The 18116-nt window shown below is 40.5% G+C and carries 15 protein-coding genes and 1 pseudogene; 15 read left to right on the top strand and 1 reads right to left on the bottom strand.

What is annotated here, in order from left to right:
- From QM810_RS02750 to QM810_RS02740, 3 genes are read left to right on the top strand one after another with little or no spacing between them, the layout of a single operon-like run.
- The gene (locus QM810_RS02750) at positions 1–1536 is read left to right on the top strand and encodes an ABC transporter ATP-binding protein (protein ID WP_414253775.1); all 1536 of its coding nucleotides are present in this window, start codon (positions 1–3) and stop codon (positions 1534–1536) included.
- The gene (locus tag QM810_RS02745) at positions 1529–2587 is read left to right on the top strand and encodes an ABC transporter permease (protein ID WP_214261756.1); all 1059 of its coding nucleotides are present in this window, start codon (positions 1529–1531) and stop codon (positions 2585–2587) included. The genes QM810_RS02750 and QM810_RS02745 overlap by 8 nt, the downstream gene beginning before the upstream one ends.
- Positions 2588–2589: 2 nt before the next feature.
- Positions 2590–3546 (top strand): ABC transporter permease, encoded by a 957-nt coding sequence (locus tag QM810_RS02740; protein WP_414253774.1) that lies wholly within the window; start codon positions 2590–2592, stop codon positions 3544–3546.
- Positions 3547–3576: 30 nt separating this feature from the next.
- On the opposite strand, the gene plsY is transcribed toward QM810_RS02740, so the two are convergent.
- The gene (gene plsY / locus QM810_RS02735; RefSeq protein ID WP_414253773.1) at positions 3577–4218 is read right to left on the bottom strand and encodes a glycerol-3-phosphate 1-O-acyltransferase PlsY; all 642 of its coding nucleotides are present in this window, start codon (positions 4216–4218) and stop codon (positions 3577–3579) included.
- Between the two features lie 216 nt (positions 4219–4434).
- Between plsY and QM810_RS02730 the strand changes: the two genes are divergently transcribed.
- The 12 genes and pseudogenes from QM810_RS02730 (at position 4435) to QM810_RS02675 (ending at position 18116) form a co-directional block, all read left to right on the top strand.
- A complete protein-coding gene (locus tag QM810_RS02730) occupies positions 4435–5076 on the top strand; it encodes an amino acid ABC transporter permease (RefSeq protein ID WP_263393450.1) in 642 nt (213 codons plus the stop codon).
- Positions 5077–5086: 10 nt separating this feature from the next.
- Positions 5087–5716 (top strand): amino acid ABC transporter ATP-binding protein, encoded by a 630-nt coding sequence (locus tag QM810_RS02725; RefSeq protein ID WP_414253772.1) that lies wholly within the window; start codon positions 5087–5089, stop codon positions 5714–5716.
- A 9-nt stretch (positions 5717–5725) separates the two neighbouring features.
- Positions 5726–6568: an amino acid ABC transporter substrate-binding protein gene (locus QM810_RS02720; protein WP_414253771.1), complete on the top strand. Its 843-nt coding sequence runs from the start codon at positions 5726–5728 to the stop codon at positions 6566–6568.
- Between the two features lie 147 nt (positions 6569–6715).
- On the top strand, positions 6716–8659 hold the full coding sequence (parE, locus tag QM810_RS02715; RefSeq protein WP_414253770.1) for a DNA topoisomerase IV subunit B: 1944 nt from the start codon (positions 6716–6718) through the stop codon (positions 8657–8659).
- 273 nt (positions 8660–8932) lie between these two features.
- Positions 8933–9031: pseudogene (locus QM810_RS02710) on the top strand (YkvA family protein); the annotation flags it as partial.
- Positions 9032–9149: 118 nt separating this feature from the next.
- Positions 9150–9692, top strand: a complete 543-nt coding sequence (locus QM810_RS02705; protein ID WP_414253769.1) for a hypothetical protein — start codon at positions 9150–9152, stop codon at positions 9690–9692.
- On the top strand, positions 9682–10500 hold the full coding sequence (locus QM810_RS02700; protein WP_414253768.1) for an aminoglycoside 6-adenylyltransferase: 819 nt from the start codon (positions 9682–9684) through the stop codon (positions 10498–10500). The genes QM810_RS02705 and QM810_RS02700 overlap by 11 nt, the downstream gene beginning before the upstream one ends.
- Positions 10501–10852: 352 nt before the next feature.
- Positions 10853–13330: a DNA topoisomerase IV subunit A gene (parC, locus tag QM810_RS02695; protein ID WP_414253767.1), complete on the top strand. Its 2478-nt coding sequence runs from the start codon at positions 10853–10855 to the stop codon at positions 13328–13330.
- 130 nt (positions 13331–13460) lie between these two features.
- Positions 13461–14483: a branched-chain amino acid aminotransferase gene (locus QM810_RS02690; RefSeq protein ID WP_414253766.1), complete on the top strand. Its 1023-nt coding sequence runs from the start codon at positions 13461–13463 to the stop codon at positions 14481–14483.
- Between the two features lie 21 nt (positions 14484–14504).
- On the top strand, positions 14505–16472 hold the full coding sequence (locus QM810_RS02685; RefSeq protein WP_414253765.1) for a peptide ABC transporter substrate-binding protein: 1968 nt from the start codon (positions 14505–14507) through the stop codon (positions 16470–16472).
- 34 nt (positions 16473–16506) lie between these two features.
- A complete protein-coding gene (locus QM810_RS02680; protein ID WP_414253764.1) occupies positions 16507–17196 on the top strand; it encodes a 5-oxoproline transporter, DUF969 family subunit in 690 nt (229 codons plus the stop codon).
- A complete protein-coding gene (locus QM810_RS02675) occupies positions 17193–18116 on the top strand; it encodes a DUF979 domain-containing protein (RefSeq protein WP_414253763.1) in 924 nt (307 codons plus the stop codon). Before QM810_RS02680 ends, QM810_RS02675 begins: the two co-directional genes overlap by 4 nt.

The following is an 18116-nucleotide window of genomic DNA, read 5'->3' as shown; positions in this document are numbered from 1 at the left end:
ATGGCACACGAAAATGTCATTGAAATGCGTGAAATTACCAAAGTTTTTGGTGAATTTGTCGCTAACGACAAGATTAACCTTGAACTTCGTAAAGGTGAAATTCATGCACTTTTAGGAGAAAATGGAGCTGGTAAGTCCACTCTTATGAACATGCTAGCGGGGCTTCTAGAACCAACTAGTGGTGAAATTGTTGTTAATGGTCAAGTTGTGAAACTTGACTCACCATCAAAAGCTGCTAGCCTAGGAATTGGGATGGTTCACCAACACTTTATGTTGGTAGAAGCTTTCACTGTTGCTGAAAATATCATTTTGGGGAGTGAATTGACCAAAAATGGTGTGCTAGATATTGCTCGTGCTACTCGAGAAATCAATGAGTTGTCTGAACGCTATGGTCTTGCTGTGGATCCTTCTGCCAAAGTGGCAGACATCTCTGTCGGTGCTCAACAACGTGTCGAAATTCTAAAGACACTATATCGCGGAGCTGATATTCTTATATTTGACGAACCAACTGCCGTTTTAACGCCATCAGAAATTGATGAGTTGATGGCTATTATGAAGAATTTGGTCAAAGAAGGTAAATCCATTATCTTGATTACCCACAAATTGGATGAGATTCGTGCTGTATCTGACCGTGTTACAGTTATCCGTCGTGGTAAATCTATCGAAACAGTTGAGATTGCTGGTGCAACTAATGCTGACTTAGCTGAGATGATGGTAGGACGTTCTGTTTCCTTTAAAACTGAGAAACAGGAAGCTCAACCTAAAGAAGTGATTCTATCGATTAAAGACTTGGTTGTCAACGAAAATCGTGGCGTTCCAGCGGTTAAAAATCTATCACTCGATGTTCGAGCTGGTGAGATTGTCGGAATTGCCGGGATTGATGGAAATGGTCAGTCAGAATTGATCCAAGCTATCACTGGACTTCGTAAGATTGAGTCAGGTAGCGTGGAGTTGAAAGGCCAGTCCATCGTAGGATTACATCCGCGCCAAATTACAGAAATGAGTGTGGGTCACGTTCCAGAAGACCGTCACCGTGATGGTTTGGTCTTGGAAATGATGATTTCTGAAAACATTGCTCTTCAAACCTACTACAAAGAGCCTCTTAGCAAGAAGGGGATTTTAAATTACAGCAATATCATCGGATATGCTAAGCAATTAATGCAAGAATTCGATGTGCGTGCTGCTAGTGAGATTGTTCCAGCCTCAGCTCTTTCTGGAGGAAATCAACAAAAAGCTATCATCGCTCGAGAAGTTGATCGAAATCCTGATCTCCTCATCGTCAGCCAACCAACTCGTGGTTTGGACGTCGGTGCCATTGAGTACATTCACAAACGCTTGATTCAAGAACGTGATAATGGGAAAGCTGTCCTTGTAGTCAGCTTTGAACTAGATGAGATTCTAAATGTCTCTGATAGAATTGCTGTTATCCACGATGGTAAGATTCAAGGGATTGTAACACCAGAAACAACCAACAAGCAAGAGCTTGGTGTCTTGATGGCTGGTGGTGAATTGGAAAAGGAGAAGAGTGATGTCTAAAAAATTACAACAAATTTCGGTTCCTTTGATTTCTGTTATTTTAGGAATTCTACTCGGAGCCATCGTCATGTGGATTTTTGGTTACGATGCTATCTGGGGATATGAAGAACTATTCTACACAGCTTTTGGTAGTGTTCGTGGAATCGGTGAAATCTTCCGTGCCATGGGACCTTTGGTCTTGATTGCTCTAGGATTTGCAGTAGCAAGCCGTGCTGGTTTCTTTAACGTTGGTCTTCCAGGACAAGCCCTCGCAGGTTGGGTTATGAGTGGTTGGTTCGCTCTTTCTTTCCCAGATTTGCCACGTCCTTTGATGATTCTTGCGACAATTGTTATTGCCTTAGTTGCGGGAGGAATCGTTGGAGCAATTCCTGGTATCTTAAGAGCCTACCTTGGGACATCTGAGGTTATCGTAACCATTATGATGAACTACATTGTTCTTTATGTGGGGAATGCCTTTATCCACAGCTTCCCTAAAGAAATTATGCAAAGTACGGATTCGTCTATTCGTGTTAGTGCAAATGCAACTTATCAAACACCTTGGCTTGCTGAGCTAACAGGAAATTCTCGTATGAACATTGGGATTTTCTTTGCGATCATAGCTGTTGCGGTTATCTGGTTCATGCTTAAGAAGACAACTCTCGGTTTTGAGATCCGTGCAGTTGGTCTAAATCCAAATGCTTCTGAATATGCAGGTATTTCTGCAAAACGCACCATTATTCTATCCATGATTATTTCGGGTGCCCTCGCAGGACTTGGTGGCGCAGTAGAAGGACTTGGTACCTTCCAAAACGTCTACGTTCAAGGTTCATCATTGGCAGTCGGATTTAACGGTATGGCAGTAAGTCTACTTGCGTCAAACTCCCCAGTTGGAATTCTATTTGCAGCCTTCTTATTCAGTGTCCTACAGGTTGGAGCACCGGGTATGAATGCTGCACAAGTACCATCTGAGCTTGTAAGTATCGTTACAGCCTCAATTATCTTCTTTGTCAGCGTTCACTACATCATCGAACGCTTTGTCAAACCAAGAAAACAACTTAAAGGAGGTAAATAAGGATGTCGATTACAACAATGTTAACCCTTATGGTTTCGTCCATGTTGATTTACTCAGCACCACTTATTTTCACAAGTATCGGAGGAGTTTTCTCTGAACGTGGAGGAGTTGTTAACGTTGGTCTTGAAGGAATCATGGTCATGGGTGCCTTTTCTGGAGTTGTTTTTAACCTTGAATTTGCTCAAGATTTGGGAGCATTAACTCCTTGGTTAGCTCTTCTAGTTGGTGGATTAGTCGGAGCTATCTTCTCGATCATTCATGCAGTAGCTACAGTTCATTTCCGTGCAGACCATGTTGTCAGTGGTACTGTACTTAACTTGATGGCGCCAGCCTTGGCAGTTTTCTTGGTGAAGGTACTTTATAATAAGGGACAAACGGATAACTTAACACAAACTTTTGGTCGTTTTGACTTCCCGGTATTAGCTAATATCCCTGTTATCGGAGATATCTTCTTCAAGTCAACTAGTCTACTAGGTTACCTAGCAATTGCTTTCTCATTCCTAGCTTGGTTTATCCTCTTTAAGACTCGCTTTGGACTTCGCCTTCGTTCAGTTGGTGAACACCCACAAGCAGCAGATACTTTGGGTATCAATGTCTACAAGATGAGATATCTTGGAGTTGTGATTTCAGGCTTCCTTGGAGGAATCGGTGGAGCTATTTACGCTCAGTCAATCTCCGTCAACTTCTCAGTTACAACGATCGTCGGACCTGGATTTATCGCTCTTGCAGCCATGATCTTTGGTAAATGGAATCCTGTTGGTGCTATGCTTTCAAGTCTTTTCTTTGGGCTATCACAAAGTTTGGCAGTTATCGGTTCTCAGCTTCCTTTCTTGCAAGGAGTTCCAGCAGTTTACTTGCAAATCGCACCATATCTCTTGACCATTGTCGTTCTAGCGGCCTTCTTTGGTAAAGCTGTTGCGCCGAAGGCAGATGGTATCAACTATATCAAGTCTAAATAACATAAAAAAACGTCAGCTTCAACTGACGTTTTATTTTTTTGGTTCTTGGTGCGTTAGGTTAAGTCCCCAAGGAATGAGATTTTCTGTTTTATTTTGGATACGTTTGATATTGTCCTTGTGGCGTACAATTACTAGGCTTGCAAGACCAATAATAATCACAGTAAAAAGTAGGTCATAACTAGTTAAAATAAATCCAAAGGGAGGAAACAGAAGGACTCCAATAATAGCAGCAATAGCAGCTGAAATACTAGAGAGGGAGATCATACTTCCCAGATATAGGATTCCAAAGAAAATGACTGCAAGGTAAAGGCAAAAGAGAGGAGCAAAACCAAAAATAACTCCAGCACTGGTTGCAACAGCCTTACCACCCTTGAATTTTGCAAAGATAGGGAAGGTGTGGCCAATGACTGCTAAAAGCCCAAAGACGATTGGTGAAACTCCCTGCGCATGGAAGATTAGTGGGAGTAAAGTGGCCAAAGTACCTTTAAAGAAATCAATTACAAAGGTTGCCATTCCAGCTTTTTTGCCTAAGATTCGGAAGGTATTGGTCGTTCCAGTATTCCCAGATCCATGTTCTCTTAGATTGATGTTAAAGAATATTTGTCCAATCCACAAGCCAGAAGGAATTGAACCCAATAAATAAGCTAAAATTAATAATACTATTGTCATCATGTTTCTATTATACCATGAAATAGGAGAGAATCGAAACTGAATCTGTTTACTAGCTGTGACATCTGATACTTTATCAAAGTTGATAAGTTTATCATTAGTACCATTTTTATTCAAAAATAAAGGCTAAAGTTTTAAAAATTCATGAAAGTTTCTGAAAAACTTGATTTTGTGTTTATTTATGCTATAATAGGAACAATTATTTTTAGGAGGTGGAATATGTCTTACTTATTTGAGATATTACCAAGTTTACTGAGTGGTGCGACAATGACTCTACAAGTTTTTGCACTGGTCTTACTTTTTTCAATCCCTTTAGGCATTTTGGTTGCTTTTTGCTTACAGGTCCATTGGAAACCCCTCCATTACATGATTGACATCTATATCTGGGTGATGCGTGGAACACCCTTGCTCTTGCAGTTAATCTTTATCTACTATGTTCTGCCAAGTATCGGAATTCGACTAGATCGTGTGCCAGCAGCAATTATTGCCTTCACGCTTAATTATGCAGCCTACTTTGCAGAAATATTCCGTGGAGGAATTGCAACGATTCCTCAGGGGCAATATGAAGCAGCTAAGGTTTTGAAATTCAAACCTATCGATACTGTCCGCTATATCATCTTGCCACAGGTGACCAAGATTGTCTTACCAAGTGTATTTAACGAAGTAATGAGTTTGGTTAAGGATACTTCTTTGGTTTATGCACTCGGTATTTCAGATTTAATCCTAGCCAGTCGTACTGCGGCCAATCGTGATGCTAGTTTGATTCCAATGTTTTTAGCAGGAGCTATTTATCTGCTTATGATTGGTATTGTTACAATCCTAGCTAAGAAACTTGAGAAGAAGTTCAGCTACTATAGATAGGAGGTTAACCATGTTAGAGTTAAGAAATATCAGCAAGAAATTTGGAAAAAAAGAAATTTTATCCAATTTCAGTTTAACAATTCCTGAAAAGCAGATTTTGGCCATTGTTGGTCCTTCTGGTGGTGGAAAGACAACCTTGCTTAGAATGCTAGCTGGACTAGAGACCATTGATTCAGGTGAGATTTTTTATAATGGAGAATCTCTACCTTTGGATGAACTTGAAAAGCGTCACTTGTTAGGCTTTGTTTTTCAAGATTTTCAACTTTTTCCTCACTTATCCGTTATGGAAAACTTGATTTTGTCCCCTATCAAGACTATGGGGATGTCTGAAGCAGATGCTAAGAATAAGGCGGAGGAATTACTTGCACGTCTTGGTCTTGAAGCACATGCAGCTGCTTATCCATACTCATTGTCTGGTGGTCAGAAGCAACGTGTTGCCCTAGCGCGTGCTATGATGATTGATCCTGAAGTGATTGGGTATGATGAACCGACTTCAGCCCTTGATCCAGAGTTGCGTCTCGAAGTTGAAAAGCTGATTTTACAAAATAGAGAATTAGGCATGACTCAAATTGTCGTAACCCACGATCTCCAGTTTGCAGAGAATATCGCTGACCAGATTCTCAAAGTAGAGCCTAAGTAGGAGGTGTCTATGAATCAAAAGAAAATCAGCCTTGTTTTGGTATTCTTTCTGGCTTTTTTCCTGGTAGGATGCACGCAAAAGGCTAGTAATCCTAAAGTAGATAATTGGGAAAAATACCAACAACAGGGAACAATTACCATCGGATTTGACAATACCTTTGTTCCCATGGGTTTTGAAGAAAAGAATGGGCAATATGCTGGATTTGATATTGATTTAGCCCAAGCCGTTTCTGAAAAACTTGGGTTCAAGGTACAGTTTCAACCCATCGATTGGGATATGAAGGAAACCGAACTTCAAAATGGTACCATTGATGCTATCTGGAATGGATATTCAGCGACGGATGAACGACGTGAGAAGGTTGCTTTCACCATTCCTTACATGGAAAATCAGCAAGTTCTCGTCTCTAAAAAATCGCAAAATATCCAATCAGTGTCTGATATGGCAGGTAAGATTTTGGGTGCTCAGGCAGGTTCTTCGGGTTATCTGGACTTTGAAGCGCAACCTGCCCTTTTGAAAAATATCGTAAAAGATCAAAAAGCCAACCAATATCAAAGTTTTAATGAAGCCTTGATTGACCTACAAAATGACCGGATTGATGCCCTTCTAATTGACCGTGTTTATGCCAATTATTATCTTAAAACTGAAGGAATTTTAGACCAATATGAGATTTTCCCAGCTGGTTTTGAGAGCGAGTCTTTTGCAGTTGGAGTGAGACCAGCTGATAAGACCTTGTTAGCAAATTTGAATAAAGCTTTTGAAGAACTATATCAAGAAGGTAAATTTCAAGAAATAAGCAAGAAATGGTTTGGTGAAGATGTGGCTACAAACCAGGTTAAAGGAAAAGAAAACTAAGATGTATATCTTGGTTTCTTTTTTTGGTGGAGACAGATGATGTTTTTGCTAAAAAAGACTTGGGAATAGGCTTTTTAACTAGAAAAACTTTGCAAAATCCTTAGAAAACCTGTAAAATAGAAAAGATGAACAAATAGGAGGTTCCTTGTGTCAAAAAAGGAAATCAATATTAACAATTATAATGATGACGCCATCCAGGTGCTAGAAGGGTTGGATGCGGTCCGTAAACGTCCAGGGATGTATATCGGATCGACAGACGGTGCTGGACTCCATCACCTAGTCTGGGAAATCGTGGATAATGCGGTTGACGAAGCCTTGTCTGGATTTGGTGATCGCATTGATGTAACCATTAATAAGGATGGGAGTTTAACGGTTCAAGACCACGGACGTGGGATGCCAACGGGAATGCACGCTATGGGGATTCCAACAGTAGAGGTGATTTTTACCATCCTTCATGCCGGAGGAAAATTCGGTCAGGGTGGTTATAAGACTTCTGGTGGTCTTCACGGAGTTGGTTCTTCTGTTGTCAATGCCCTCTCTAGCTGGCTTGAAGTAGAAATTACGCGAGATGGTGCTGTTTATAAACAACGCTTTGAAAATGGTGGGAAGCCCGTAACAACTCTTGAAAAGGTTGGGACAGCACCAAAATCTAAGACAGGTACCAAAGTGACCTTTATGCCGGATGATAGTATCTTTTCTACGACTGACTTTAAATACAATACCATTTCAGAGCGTCTCAATGAGTCAGCCTTTCTCTTAAAAAATGTAACCTTGTCATTAACAGACAAGCGAACAGACGAAGCGATCGAGTTCCATTATGAGAATGGAGTTCAGGACTTTGTTTCCTACCTCAACGAGGACAAGGAAACCTTGACGCCAGTTCTTTACTTTGAAGGAGAAGACAATGGTTTCCAAGTGGAAGTAGCCCTCCAGTATAACGATGGATTTTCAGATAACATCCTGTCCTTTGTCAATAATGTTCGCACTAAGGACGGTGGAACGCATGAGACAGGGCTTAAGTCTGCCATTACCAAAGTCATGAACGACTATGCGCGAAAAACTGGCCTTCTCAAAGAAAAAGATAAAAATCTTGAAGGATCCGATTACCGTGAAGGTTTATCAGCTGTTCTTTCTATCCTAGTTCCTGAAGAACATTTGCAATTTGAAGGACAGACTAAGGACAAACTAGGAAGTCCACTTGCTCGTCCCGTTGTAGATGGGATTGTAGCTGATAAGTTGACCTTCTTCCTCATGGAAAATGGAGAATTAGCTTCAAATCTGATTCGTAAAGCTATCAAGGCCCGTGATGCTCGTGAAGCAGCACGAAAAGCGCGTGATGAGAGTCGTAATGGCAAGAAAAATAAGAAAGATAAGGGCTTGCTGTCTGGGAAATTGACCCCAGCCCAGTCAAAAAATCCAGCTAAGAACGAACTCTATCTGGTCGAGGGGGACTCTGCCGGTGGTTCTGCCAAACAAGGTCGTGACCGCAAGTTCCAGGCTATCTTGCCTCTTCGTGGTAAGGTGATCAATACAGCAAAGGCCAAGATGGCAGATATCCTCAAAAATGAAGAAATCAACACCATGATTTATACCATTGGTGCTGGTGTGGGGGCAGACTTCTCTCTTGAAGATGCCAACTATGATAAGATCATTATCATGACCGATGCGGATACCGACGGTGCCCACATTCAAACTCTTCTCTTAACCTTCTTTTATCGCTATATGCGTCCACTAGTCGAAGCTGGACATGTCTATATCGCCCTCCCTCCTCTTTACAAGATGTCCAAAGGTAAAGGAAAGAAAGAAGAAGTGGCCTACGCTTGGACAGATGGTGAGCTAGAAGAACTACGTAAGCAGTTTGGAAAAGGTGCTACCCTCCAACGCTACAAGGGACTTGGTGAGATGAATGCGGACCAACTATGGGAAACAACCATGAACCCAGAAACTCGTACCCTTATCCGTGTTACGATTGAAGACCTAGCCCGCGCAGAACGTCGCGTCAATGTCCTCATGGGTGACAAGGTTGAACCACGCCGTAAGTGGATCGAAGACAATGTCAAGTTTACACTGGAAGAAGCGACTGTGTTTTAAAATTAGGATATAAATACAAATGGAGGACAAGATATGTCTGAAAATCTAAGTGAAGAGCAAGTTAAAGAAGCTCTTGAAAGTGGCTATGCGCAATCTGAGGCCTTATTAAACGATAAAGATGAATTAGATGATTTTTTGTACCGTTTGGAGCAAAAAATAAAAGAGATGCCATTGGTTGGTAAGAAATTTACAATGATCCCAGTCATGATTTCTTTAGTGAAAAATTATGTTCAAGGAAAATATACCACGGTTCCTTATGGGACTATTTTAGCTGTTTTAAGCGCACTTATTTATTTCCTTTCCCCAATTGACATTATTCCAGATTTTATTCCGTTAGCAGGCTACTTGGATGATATGGCTGTTGTAGGACTTTGTATGAATATGGTCAAAATAGACATTGAAACCTATGATAAATGGCGTCAGTCTCAAGGATTGATCTGAAAAATCGTCTATATTTCTTAATTTTAGCTCTCTAAAAGAGGTATACATCATGATAAGTTTATTGTATCATACTCCTTTTCTTGCAATAGTTTTAGCTATAGGTGCAGTTATGTTTATAACAGCTAAACAAGGAAAAACTGAGAAAATTCGCTTTCTTGAATTCTTACTATTAGCTATAGTAACTGCCTGTGTCTTTTTATTTGATAATCCTTTTAGATCCAATCCTTATGCAGGTTTGCTATTCTATACTTTTGACATTTTTATTTTCACACCAGCTAGCTTAGCTTTTGGATTCACAGCTATTTATAAGAGCAATAAACATCTCAAACATTATCCTAGTAGTTACTCAAAACTTCTTAGGCTAAATGCCTGGTTTTTAGAAATATTTTCAGTTATTAATTTCCTATTTTTAATGCTGACGGAAGAAATGGGAATTATGTTGCTGCTACCTTTTTTTGGAATTAGTTCTATCATTCAATTTATAGTTGGAGAGCTTGAAAGAAAAAGAGTTCAGAAGCTTCTTCAGCAAAGAAATGAAGATGCTGTTATTCAGAACCTAGAGACCACTGAGGAAGAACCACATGAGAACTGACCAGGAAATACTTGAACTAATTTTAGAAACAGCTAAAAAGTTACAGGTTGATGCTGTGGCGCTATCTGGTTCACGAACAAACCAAAAGGTTCAAACAGATGAATTTCAAGACTATGATCTTGTCTATGTCGTAGATGATATAGACAATCTAACGAGTGACCTTGCTTGGTTGGACCAGTTTGGCACACGTATCATTGAGCAACATAATATCCTAGGCAACCGTCGTCTCTATCTCATGCTATTTGAAGATGGCAATCGGATTGATCTAACCCTCTGTCCTAAAGATCACATCAACGAGTGGGTGGATAGTGAGGCAGGATTCACAGTTTTAGTAGATGAGAAGGGTTCGTTTGAGTCTTATTCTCCCAGTCCTCAGCGTTTCTGGATAAGTCCAGCTAGTAAGACGGATTTTGAAAAAACTTGCAATGAATTTTGGTGGGTGTCAGCTTACGTGGTCAAAGGAATTTGTCGTAAGCAAGTAATCTATGCGACGGATCATCTCTACGGTATTTGTCAGCAAGAATTGTTAAAAGTATTGGCCTGGCAGGTTGCAAGTGACAGGGGAACAGTCGATATTGGCAAAAACTACAAGTATCTCTTTAACTACTTGACTGCTGAGAAGGAGAAGGAATTCTCAAATCTACTTGATTTCTCAAGTTCAGACAAAATCACTCATTCTTTATTGGCTACGATGCAAATTTTCCACCAAGAAGCTCAAATCCTTGCCCAAAAGATGGGCTTTGAATACGATAGGGAAGTAGCTGAGAAGATGATTGAGTATGCTAAGGAAAAACTTCTAAATCACTAAGAAAATAAAGAACACAATTCAAAACTTTAAACTATAGAAAGGATAATTTGGTTACTAGAGGTAACTGAACACGGGACTAATTTCTGTAATATATCCTTTTTCTACATAAAACTACTCTACATTTTTTGAAAGGAGTTGAACACGCCCTAAATACTGTGTGAAAACTCCTGACGCATCTTTTAAAACGTATTTTAAACTACAGAAAGGATAGTTTGGTTACTAGAGGTAACTGAACACGGGACTAATTTCTTGGGAAAAAAGATAAATCGCCTTGGGTTCATCGAACCCTGCATCGATTTCCTATTTTTCTACAGAAATTTTCGGCAGGCCGAAACGTCCCTTTGTATCTTATATGAGTAATATCCAAAATATGTCCTTGGAGGACATCATGGGAGAGCGCTTTGGTCGCTACTCCAAGTACATCATTCAAGACCGGGCTTTGCCAGACATTAGGGATGGATTGAAGCCGGTTCAACGCCGTATTCTTTATTCTATGAATAAGGATGGCAATACTTTTGATAAGAGCTACCGTAAGTCGGCCAAGTCTGTCGGGAACATCATGGGTAATTTCCACCCACATGGAGATAGTTCTATTTATGATGCTATGGTTCGTATGTCTCAGGACTGGAAGAACCGTGAGATTCTGGTTGAAATGCACGGTAACAATGGTTCTATGGACGGAGATCCGCCTGCAGCTATGCGTTATACCGAGGCCCGTTTGTCAGAGATTGCAGGTTACCTTCTTCAAGATATCGAGAAAAAGACAGTTCCCTTTGCTTGGAACTTTGACGATACCGAGAAAGAACCAACTGTCTTACCAGCAGCCTTTCCAAACCTTTTAGTCAATGGTTCGACAGGTATTTCAGCTGGTTATGCGACAGATATTCCACCGCATAATTTGGCTGAAGTTATCGATGCGACAGTCTACATGATTGATCACCCAACTGCTAAGGTTGATAAGCTCATGGAATTCTTACCTGGGCCAGACTTTCCTACAGGAGCTATCATCCAAGGTCGTGACGAAATCAAAAAGGCCTATGAAACTGGTAAGGGGCGCGTGGTTGTTCGTTCCAAGACTGAAATTGAGAAACTGAAAGGTGGTAAGGAACAAATCGTTATCACTGAGATTCCCTATGAGATTAATAAGGCTAACTTGGTCAAGAAAATCGATGAAGTTCGTGTCAATAACAAGGTAGCAGGTATCGCTGAGGTTCGTGATGAGTCTGACCGTGACGGTCTTCGCATTGCTATCGAACTCAAGAAAGATGCGAACACCGAGCTTGTTCTCAACTACCTTTTCAAGTATACTGACTTACAAATCAACTACAACTTCAACATGGTTGCGATTGACAATTTCACCCCTCGTCAGGTTGGAATTGTGCCAATCTTGTCTAGTTATATTGCCCACCGTCGTGAGGTCATCTTGGCACGTTCTCGCTTTGACAAGGAAAAGGCTGAAAAACGTCTCCATATCGTGGAAGGTTTGATTCGTGTCATCTCTATTTTAGATGAAGTCATTGCTCTTATCCGTGCTTCTGAGAACAAGGCTGATGCCAAGGAAAACCTCAAGGTCAGTTATGATTTTACTGAAGAACAGGCTGAGGCCATCGTTACCTTGCAACTGTACCGTTTGACCAATACAGACGTGGTTGTCTTGCAAGAAGAAGAAGCAGAACTTCGTGAGAAGATTGCTATGCTAGCGGCTATCATTGGTGACGAACGGACTATGTACAATCTCATGAAAAAAGAACTTCGTGAGGTCAAGAGACAGTTTGCGACACCTCGTTTGAGTTCTTTAGAAGATACAGCAAAAGTGATCGAGATTGATACAGCTAGCCTTATCGCAGAGGAAGATACCTATGTCAGCGTGACGAAGGCTGGCTATATCAAGCGTACTAGCCCTCGTTCTTTCTCAGCTTCAACGTTAGAGGAAATTGGTAAACGGGATGACGATCGATTGCTATTCGTTCAATCTGTCAAAACTACTCAGCATCTCTTAATTTTTACAACGCTTGGGAATGTCATTTACCGCCCTGTCCATGAATTAGCAGATATTCGTTGGAAGGATATCGGGGAGCACTTGAGCCAAACGATTACAAACTTTGAAACCACTGAAGAAGTACTTTACGTCGAAGTAGTGAATCAGTTTGACGATGCGACGACCTACTTTGCAGCGACTCGCCTTGGACAAATCAAACGTGTAGAACGTAAAGAATTCTCTCCATGGAGAACCTATCGTTCTAAATCGGTCAAATATGCCAAGTTGAAAGATGAGACTGACCAGATTGTAGCAGTAGCTCCGATTAAATTGGATGATGTTTTGTTGATTAGTAAAAATGGATATGCCCTTCGCTTTAATATCGAAGAGGTTCCAGTTGTTGGAGCCAAGGCTGCAGGTGTTAAAGCTATGAATCTGAAAGCAGATGATGAGCTTCAAGCTGCCTTTATCTGCAATACTTCATCCTTCTATCTGTTAACCCAACGTGGAAGCTTGAAACGTGTTTCAACAGAGGAAATTCCAGCAACCAGTCGTGCTAAGCGTGGCCTTCAGGTTCTGAGAGAATTGAAGAGCAAACCACATCGCGTATTTGTGGCTGGTGCAGTTTCTGAACAAGGATTTGTTGGAGATCTCTTTAGTACAGAAGTAGAAGATGGAGAGCAAACTCTTGTTATCCAATCAAATAATGGAACGATTTACGAAGCAATTCTGCAAGATTTGAATCTATCAGAGCGCACAAGTAATGGGAGCTTTATCTCAGATACTATTTCAGACGAGGAAATTTTCGATGCCTACCTCAAAGAAGTCTTTAAAGAAGAAAAAGATAATTAATAAGAAAGTCAGTCCTAGTGACTGATTTTTTATAAGTAAAATTTTCAGAAAATTACAAATAATACTTGAATTTTTAGGAGAATAGTGTAGAATAGAACACATAGTTTTGATTAGAATAAAGGAGATTGTCATGACCGTTACGATTGATTGGGAAAATCTCGGTTTTTCCTATATGAAACTACCTTATCGTTATATCGCTTATTTTAAAAATGGACAATGGACTCAAGGAGAATTAACAGAAGATGCAACCTTGCATATTTCAGAATCATCTCCAAGCCTTCACTATGGACAGCAAGCGTTTGAAGGATTGAAAGCCTATCGTACAAAGGATGGCAGTATTCAACTCTTTCGTCCAGATGAAAATGCCAAACGTCTGCAACGCACCTGTGATCGTCTATTGATGCCACAAGTGCCAACAGAAATGTTTGTAGAAGCATGTAAAGCAGTTGTTCGTGCTAATGAGGACTACGTACCACCTTATGGGACTGGTGGAACCCTCTACCTCCGTCCACTCTTGATTGGTGTCGGAGATATCATCGGGGTAAAACCAGCCGAGGAGTATATTTTCACTATCTTTGCTATGCCAGTTGGAAATTACTTTAAGGGTGGATTGGTTCCAACAAACTTCTTGATTCAAGATGAGTATGACCGTGCTGCACCGAATGGAACAGGAGCTGCCAAGGTCGGTGGTAACTATGCCGCTAGTCTTTTGCCAGGAAAAATGGCTAAATCCCGTCATTTCTCAGATGTTATTTATCTAGACCCATCAACCCACACTAAGATTGAAGAAGTTGGTTCAGCAAACTTCTTTGGGATTACAGCTGACAACGAGTTCGTAACGCCACTGAGTCCGTCAATCTTACCATCGATTACCAAGTACTCTTTGCTTTACTTAGCAGAACATCGTTTAGGATTGAAGCCTGTCGAGGGGGATGTACCAATTGATAGTCTGGCTCGATTTGTAGAAGCAGGTGCCTGTGGAACAGCAGCAGTAATCTCACCTATTGGGGGAATCCAACACGGTGATGATTTCCATGTTTTCTACAGTGAAACAGAGGTTGGTCCAGTAACTCGTAAACTATACGATGAATTGACAGGTATCCAATTTGGTGACATTGAAGCGCCAGAAGGTTGGATTGTAAAAGTAGATTAAAAATTATTAAAGGAGATCTTTATGAAAACGAAAAAGTGGATGTTAACAGCAGGAGTTGTCCTGAGTACAGCAGTTCTTCTTGTGGCTTGTGGTAAAGCTGATAAAGAAGCAGATGCACCTACAACCTTCTCTTATGTCTATGGAGTAGACCCATCATCTTTGGACTACAGTATTGCAACTCGTACTTCAACAACGGATATTATTGGTAACGTTGTTGATGGATTGTTGGAAAACGACGAATATGGGAATTTGATTCCTTCCCTCGCTGAGGATTGGAGTGTCTCACAAGACGGTTTGACTTATACTTATAAACTTCGTAAAGGAGTTAAATGGTATACATCAGAGGGTGAAGAATATGCTGAAGTAACTGCGCATGACTTTGTTACTGGACTAAAACACGTAGCAGATGGTAAATCAGACGGTGTTACTCTTATTCAAAACTCCATTAAGGGCTTAAATGAATATATGACTGGTGAGACTAATGACTTCTCTACAGTTGGAGTTAAGGCATTAGATGACTACACAGTCCAGTATACTCTTAATGCACCTGAAAGTTTCTGGAATTCGAAAGTAACTTCAGCAACCATGTTGCCGGTAAACGAGGAATTCCTCAAAGCTTCAGGTAAGAACTACGGAGCAGTAAGTCCATCTGGTATTCTTTATAACGGTCCGTATATCCTGAAGACATTAACTTCAAAATCTTTAATCGAATACGAAAAGAACCCAAATTATTGGGATAAAGAAAAGGTTAAAATTGAGAAAGTAAAATTGACCTACTATGATGGTTCAGACCAAGAATCATTAATCCGTAGCTTCTCTTCAGGTGTTTATACAACAGCTCGTATCTTCCCAAGTAGCTCAAACTTTGCTTCTACATTGGAACAATACGGAGATAAAATCACATACAGTCCACAGGATTCAACTAGTTATTACTTTACCTTTAACGTAAACCGTCAATCTTACAATAAGACTGCGAAAACAAGTGAAGAACAGAAAACTTCTACAAAAGAAGCGATGTTGAACAAGGACTTCCGTCAAGCAATCAACTTTGCCTTCAACCGTCATTCATATGCTGCACAGCTCAATGGTGAAGATGGTGCGGACAAGATTATTCGTAACAGTCTAGTTCCAGATAACTTTGTACAATCTGGAGGTAAAAACTTTGGTGATATCGCTCAAGCAGAATTGGTAAACTATGGAGAACAATGGAAAGGCGTTGAGCTTGTAGACGGAAAAGATACCATCTACAATCCTGACAAAGCTAAGGCTTCATTTGAGAAAGCTAAGAAAGAATTGGAAGCAAAAGGTGTAACCTTCCCAATTCACTTGGATGTTCCAGTTGAACAGACAGATACAATCGCCGTTCAACAAAGCAATTCCTTTAAACAATCAATCGAGTCAACTCTTGGTTCTGAAAATGTCGTGATCGATGTTCTTCAGATGACTGATAACGAGAAGGAAAGTATTACATCTCAAGCACGTGTTCCTGCTCAAAAAGACTATGACTTGAACAGTACTGGTTGGGCTCCAAGCTATCAAGACCCAGCAAGTTATCTAAATATCATGGATCCTAAAACTGGTTCTGCTATGAAACACCTTGGTATTACGAAAGGTAAAGACAAGGAAGTAGTAGCTCAACTTGGTCTGGACGAATACAAGAAACTCTTGGATGATGCAGTTTCTGAGACAAATGACTTGGACAAGAGATATGAAAAATATGCCAAAGCGCAAGCATGGCTCACTGATAGTTCTCTCTTGATGCCAACAGCTTCATCAGGTGGTTCACCAGTAGTCAGCAACATCGTTCCGTTCTCTAAACCTTACTCACAAGTAGGTATTAAGGGTGATCCATATATCTTCAAGGGAATGAAATTGCAAAAAGAGATTGTAACGGCTAAAGAATACCAAGAAGCTCTTGAAAAATGGCAAAAAGAGAAATTGGAATCAAACAATAAATACCAAAAAGAACTAGAAAGTCATGTCAAATAAACCAGACTAGAATTTTTGGAATAAAGGGGCCTATATGGAATGGATTAAACTAATAGGAATAGTTATCATTGTGATTGGTTTTATCTATAAGTTAGATACCATTGCAACGGTAGTCTTAGCTAGTTTAGTTACAGCTCTAGTTTCTGGAGTTTCTCTTGTTGAGTTCTTGGAAATTTTAGGAAGAGAATTTAGCAATCAACGAGTTCTGACGATTTTTATGGTAACCTTACCCCTGGTAGGATTATCTGAAACTTTTGGCCTCAAGCAACGGTCGATTGACTTGATCCAAAGGATAAAGGGGCTGACCGTAGGAAGTTTTTATACCGTTTATTTCTTTTTTCGGGAACTTGACAGCTTCTTTGCCATTCGTATCGGAGGACATCCGCAGTTTGTAAGACCCTTGGTTCAACCCATGGGACAGGCAGCAGCAGAGTCACAATTAGGTAGAAAATTAACAGAGCAGGAAAGCGAAGCGCTAAAAGCGCGTGCAGCAGCAAATGATAATTTTGCAAATTTCTTTGCTCAGAATACTTTCGTTGGTGCAGGTGGTGTCCTCTTAGTTGGGGGCACTCTGGACCAATTAGGTTACGAAAGTAATTATGCAGGTATCGCTTCGGCTTCTCTTATTGTTGCAGGAGTTGCCTTGCTTGTGGTAGGGTTGTACAATTACCTGTTTGATAAAAGACTGCTAGCAAAAAAGGTTAGTAAAGGAAAAGAAGAATGACCAATCTAGCAAGACAGTTATTAGAGTTGACCTATATTGTGATTGGTTGTCAATTCCTTCATACGGCTTATTGTAGCTATAAAGATAAAACAAACCCAGTTCGCTTTGGAACAGCTGGGTTTTGGGCTTTATTGGGTATCAGTTTTATCGGTGGTTCCTATTTACCATCGATATTGCTTGGTGTTATTGTAGTGTTGTTGGCCCTACTGACGCTCTTTAAACAGGTTCGTATCGGAACCTTACCGACTCTGGATGAAGTCAAGGCAAATATTGAAGCCAAACGATTAAAGAATAAAATTTTTATTCCGGTCATGCTGATGGCTTTGATCGCTTTGGTATTAGCAAAAGTGATTCCCGATTTTAGTAAGATTGCTATCAGCCTTGCAGCATTTTTCGCAACCCTGTCTCTCCTTTTGATTACTAAGAGTTCTCCTAAGAGCTTGTTAGTAGAAAACAATCGTATGGTTCAGCAAGTCTCAACTAGTGGGATTGTTCCTCAACTTTTAGGAGCTTTAGGGGCTATTTTTACTGTAGCTGGAGTTGGAGACTTGATTTCTCACTTGATAAGTGGTCTAGTACCTTCGGGTAGTCGTTTTATGGGAGTAGTAGCTTATGTCATTGGGATGGTTCTATTCTCCATGATAATGGGTAATGTCTTTGCTGCTTTCACTGTTATTACTGTCGGGATTGGTGTTCCCTTTGTATTTTCCTTGGGAGCTGATCCAATTGTAGCAGCTGCTCTAGCAATGACGGCAGGGTGCTGTGGGACATTACTAACTCCAATGGCTGCTAACTTTAATGCATTACCGGCAGCACTTTTGGAGATGAAAGATCCAAATGGTGTCATCAAAGCGCAAGTAGGAGTTGCTATTATCATGATTTTCATCCACGTATTTTTGATGTACTATTTGGCGTTTTAG

The sequence above is a fragment of the Streptococcus infantis genome (genome assembly GCF_047464155.1).
Lineage (GTDB): Bacteria > Bacillota > Bacilli > Lactobacillales > Streptococcaceae > Streptococcus > Streptococcus infantis_U.
This window is presented reverse-complemented; position numbering and strand designations above follow the sequence as displayed.